Consider the following 5,261-nt stretch of genomic DNA (forward strand, 5'->3'; position numbering starts at 1 on the left):
TCGTCTGCAAGCGCGAAGTTGACCCAAACAGCCCGCTTCGTGAAAAGCTGCAGCCGTGTAAGCGCAAGCAAGCGATGGAAGAGCAGAGCGCAGCTTAATCACCATCCATTTTCAAAACATTCGAGGGGCCGAAAGGCCCCTTTTGCATGCCTGCTATTTACTGTCGGTATAATCTCGCGCAACGTCCGGCCCTTCACCGCCAATCAGCTTGGCAAAGAACCCGGCGACAATCCCGAAGCCGACACCAATGGCAACAAAACCAATACCAAGAAACAGACTACCCAGTGTCGGAAACAGCCCCTGCCCGATCGACGTCAGACTATCCCCGCCAATGAGCCAGAGCAGCAAGTTCATCCATCCGCAAATGAAACCGCCAGAGAACCAGCTCGGCATGATGGACTTCAGCAGGGGCAGATAGTTTATGACCCCTATCAGCGCTACCAGACCACCAAGTGTAATGCACCACAGGATCAGGCCGAACTGAACCACAAACGAAACATTCAGGTTAAGCAACGCGATGAGATAGAGGCACAGGAGCCCAAAAGCCAGGCCAAACAACTTGGCTGTAATACCTCGTCTGATCAATGATGGCTTCGAAAACATGCTCTTGGCTCCAATAGGTTTCTCGCGGCAGGCCTCTGCCATTTGAGAGCTATCATATACCAAGGCTCTTAAAACTAGTTTTCTGCAACCAGAAAGTTATCTGCTCGCCCAGCCAAAATCAAAAACGCCGAACACCAGCAACAGAAAGCTCGACAAGGCAAGCAACCCAAAAACCCAGCACTGCAGTTTCCATCTGGCGCCTTGAAGCTTCCAGGCGTCTCTGAACAGACGGCCACTCAGAATGAACACAACAAGCAGGACCACTCCAACCCATGAGGGCATTGCACCAAAGAAGTTTGAGAGCTGATCCATTTCGCCTCCGTCTGTTAATCGCCCCTCTTTAGTTCTGCCCCATGAAAAAGGCAAATAGTCTTAGCGTAAAGCTGAAATCACCGTTCAGTTCAAAAATCAAAGCACCCAATTCCTCAACAGCACTTAGGTGGCAAACACCCGATTTATCTATCACAATCACCCGTGATACTGCTCTCTTGGACCCTTAATTCTAGCCATTTTCTCGAAGCTTAGGACCTCCGAACCACGGCAAACTTACATGTACCTTTCATATCTATTTTTTATATCTCATTGACCTTTTCACGAAGTCAGACTACAAGGCCCACGAAGAAAAGAGCTCGCTTGCCATTTGCCGCCTCATGGTCCCCTTTATGGTTTCATGAGTGAGCGGAAGCGATGGGTAGGGCAACAAAGCTCTTGCTTTATAGATAATGACCCTCCTCGAAAGAAATACTAAATGACGATACCTGAAGGGGTTGCCCCAGCGCTTTCTACCGCACTAGAAAAGCGCGAATACACGTCTCTAACCCCGGTCCAGACAGCCGTTCTTGATGAAAAACTGAAAGGCAAAGACCTTTTGGTTTCTGCTCAGACAGGCTCTGGTAAAACAGTTGCATTCGGCATCGCTATTGCGCCGGAACTGCTGGGTGATGAAGAGCGTATGGGCCGTGCGAACGAACCTCTTGCATTGTGTGTTGCGCCAACCCGTGAGCTGGCTATCCAGGTTTCTAAAGAACTGGAATGGCTCTACGGCGAAGCCGGTGCTCGTATCACCACTTGTGTTGGTGGTATGGATATGCGCCGTGAACGCCGCAATCTTTCTGCAGGCGCACACATCGTAGTCGGCACCCCAGGCCGCCTGCGTGACCATATTGAACGTGGTTCCTTTGATACTTCCTCACTTCGCACAGTTGTACTGGACGAAGCAGATGAAATGCTGGACCTTGGCTTCCGTGAAGACCTCGAATTCATTCTTGGCGCTGCACCACAAGAACGCCGCACTCTGCTGTTCTCCGCAACTGTTCCTCAGCAGATTGAAAGCCTCGCAAAACGCTTCCAGCGTGATGCACAGCGCATTTCAACAGTAAGCAACCGCGAACAGCACGCTGATATTGAATATCGCGCAATGCAGGTCGCACCAAACGACCGTGAAAACGCGATCATCAACGTCCTGCGTTTCTACGAAGCTCAGAACACCATCATCTTCTGCGGCACCCGCGAAATGGTGAAGCACCTGTCTGCACGCCTCGGCAACCGTGGCTTCGCAGTTGTTGCTCTCTCCGGTGAGCTGAGCCAGGCTGAGCGTAACCACGCTCTTGGCGCTATGCGTAATGGCCGGGCCCGCGTTTGTGTGGCAACCGATGTTGCTGCACGCGGCATTGACTTGCCAAACCTGGATCTCGTGATCCACGCAGACCTGCCAAACAACGCAGACACCCTGTTGCACCGCTCTGGCCGTACTGGTCGTGCAGGCCGTAAGGGCGTTTGTACTCTGGTTGTCCCACACACCCGCCGTCGCACAGCAACACGCCTTCTCGGCTTTGCAAAAGTGAAAGCGGAATGGGCTCCAGCGCCAACAGCCGATGAAATTCGCAACAAAGACCGTGAGCGCATCCTTGCGTCCTCCGATCTGCAGGAAGCACCGAGCGAAGAAGATCTGCCAATGGTGAAGGAACTTCTTGAGAAGTTCACCGCTGAGCAAATCGCAGCTGCTTACATGCGCCAGATCCATCAGGGTCTGCCTGCACCAGAAGAACTGCTGGCAACAAGCACCAATTTCGATAGTGAGCGTGAGCGCAAGCCACGCAAAGACTTCGACAACGGTGTTTGGTTCCGCCTCAACGTCGGTCGCAAACACAATGCTGAACCGCGTTGGTTGCTGCCAATGATCTGCCGCGCAGGTCACATCACCAAAAAAGACATCGGCTCCATCCGCATCTTTGATGCAGACGCCCGTTTCGAACTCGACGCAAAACTTGCTGACAAGTTCCTGGAAACTGTCAAAGAAAACGGCACTGGTGAAAAATCAATCACCATCACCCGTATCGAAGGCAATCCAGAGCGCAGCAGCAGTGGTCGCCCAGGTGGCAATCGCAACAACCGCGGTGGCGGTGGTGGCGGCGGTTACCGTGGTGAAGGCGGACGCGGCGGTGAAGGCCGTGGTCGTGGTCGTCGTGAAGGCGGCGGTGGCGGTGGCTACCGTGGTGGCGAAGGTCGTGGCCGTGGTGGTGAAGGCCGTGGTCGTGGCGAAGGCAAGCCAGGTGGCGGCAAAAGCTTCCGCGATAACCGCGGCGGCGAATAAGCCTCACAGACATCGTATCTCCGAAAAGTGGAAACCGGTTTTCGGATAAAGATACGCCCAAACAAAAGCTAATGCAGTTCATCTGCTTAAACGTGAACTGCTTTAGCAAGAATTGAAAAACGGGCCTTCGGGTCCGTTTTTTTATGCCTGATGCCTACCTCTCCCCACAAACACCAACAGCACCACATGGCCATCCATGCAGTGGTGAAGCTTTGGTCCCCGTTAAACGGGTGGAGCAAGGCGAGCAGGCGTTGCCTGCGCTACTTGTTAAATTAGTTTCTTCGGCATCAGCTACTCGCCTCGCCCGGGCCTTTTATCATGAACACGCGGGCTCCCTCTCGGACAGACGTGACTGACACGTCCCCGTGTCACTGACAGGTTTCCCTGTCATCGACAATTTCTTGTCACCACCGGACGCCCTCCGGAACGACCCCAAACTCCCTATACCACTGTGGCCTCAAAAGGGTATGGCGCTTCACCGGACCTCCCGACAAGATACGTTACCTCATGCCGGCAGCCCAACCCCACCCACGCCGCGGAATGGACGGTCCACCCCTGCCCGATTGCGTGGGCACGAGATTCAGTATGTCTGCGTTTTGAGCAAGGAGGATAAGTGTTTCATGCGCCTTTACGAGACCTGACTTGCAGTCACAACCACATACCCACATTGATTACGAATAGTATAAAGGCAGGCCAAGCAATCATAGGCTGATGTGCGCTAAATAGTCGAACTGATGATGTTTTCAGGGACTCCTAATGCTTTGATCTGTAGTCACTAAAAGAGATTTTTGATAGCCTGTGTCTATAGTTAGTGATTGGATCAGTGATGCCTGAGGAATTTGAGGGCTTTATCTATATAGACATCGAAAATCCTATGGTCGCCTGGAATGCGTTTCGATCGAGCTTCTATTCACCTTCCCGCCTTCCACAGTCAGAGCGCTCCGGTGCATTGAGTTTCGGTATGGCTGCTCTTTTACGGGACGGAAACGCAGCCAGAGCTGCGGCTGAGTTCCGCTTAGAGGATTTTAGGCGAAAGCACTTTCCAAATGCCGTTTCGAGGTTAACAGGTATATTTCTGTTTGATGATGTTGATAGTGCTGCTCAGGTTTGGGAAAGCGACTCTTGGTCTGGTCATTTTAACTCAGAGTACCTCACAGATGTCGGTATTTCAGCCGATCACTCTTCCCGTCTCGATGCAGCATGGATTACACTGATGCGTAACAACGAGAACACCCTCGTCGAGGGGTGGGAGGAGCTGGCTGAAAGATACTGGTCTGGCGAACCAGCATCAGATCAGCCTATTTGGGAGCGGATCATCGAAGGCTGGGTCACCATCTGGGGGCTCGATCTCAGGACGCAAGCGCTTAACGAAATCAAAAGATTTTGGCCCGAGTCACTTCCACTGTTAGCAGTCGCGGCGAATTCAGCAGCCATCGGGAGTTGTGATGGGGCTGTTGTACCTTTTGCCATACGGAAGGGTTCGACCATTGAGATCAGTTACTTTTTGCGCATGGTAGATGCTAAGAACCCTGAGTTTTGCAAACGTCTAGGACAGTTTCTTAGAATGAGCGGCAGCGAAGTGTGCATACTTGGCCCTGTAGCAGGTTCTTTGTCTCTTCCCGATTTCGGATGTTACAGATTTACGCGACAGATCGAAGATCTTCCTCTCATTTGGTAAACTCCAATACAAATTGGTAAAATTTGCAGGTCGGTTAGATCATAACGTAGGTTAGTACATCTATGTTCCTCTTCTCACCCAAACGAAATTCGATGCCAGAACCAAAGCGGTACTCGCAAATACCTACAATCTTGACTCTGGATACCGGACTTCCACTACGCTCCGTCCGGCATAATGACAGAGGGTAAACCGCAAGCATGAGTGGCACTTCCTGTAAGAGAAAACATCCACCGCCTCCCTCGGTGTCATCCTGGCCCCGAGCCGGGACCTACACGATAATTGCTGCATAGCGCGAGTGTAGCATTGACCGTCAGGCACTCATGGGTCCCTGTGTGTTTGTTTTGTGCTTGAATGGTAGCGAGGCGGAGGTCGTTGGGTCCCAGATCA

At 52.2% G+C, this 5,261-nt stretch carries 4 protein-coding genes; 2 read left to right on the plus strand and 2 right to left on the minus strand.

Annotated features, from left to right (window positions below):
- Positions 1–153: 153 nt before the first annotated feature.
- Positions 154–603 carry a hypothetical protein gene (locus PsW74_RS17290; RefSeq protein ID WP_108820489.1) on the minus strand — a complete coding sequence of 150 codons (450 nt, stop codon included), beginning with the start codon at positions 601–603 and terminating at the stop codon, positions 154–156.
- A gap of 96 nt (positions 604–699) precedes the next feature.
- Positions 700–915 (minus strand): hypothetical protein, encoded by a 216-nt coding sequence (locus PsW74_RS17295; protein ID WP_063290465.1) that lies wholly within the window; start codon positions 913–915, stop codon positions 700–702.
- Positions 916–1,351: 436 nt separating this feature from the next.
- Here PsW74_RS17295 and PsW74_RS17300 point away from each other — a divergent pair, with 436 nt between their 5' ends.
- Together PsW74_RS17300 and PsW74_RS17305 are read left to right on the plus strand one after the other, a co-directional pair.
- Positions 1,352–3,196 (plus strand): DEAD/DEAH box helicase, encoded by a 1,845-nt coding sequence (locus PsW74_RS17300; protein ID WP_063304489.1) that lies wholly within the window; start codon positions 1,352–1,354, stop codon positions 3,194–3,196.
- Positions 3,197–4,022: 826 nt separating this feature from the next.
- Positions 4,023–4,874, plus strand: coding sequence for a hypothetical protein (locus PsW74_RS17305; RefSeq protein WP_063290467.1), 852 nt, complete (start codon positions 4,023–4,025; stop codon positions 4,872–4,874).
- The last annotated feature ends 387 nt before the right edge of the window (positions 4,875–5,261 follow it).

The organism is Pseudovibrio sp. W74, from assembly GCF_001623085.1.
GTDB lineage: Bacteria > Pseudomonadota > Alphaproteobacteria > Rhizobiales > Stappiaceae > Pseudovibrio.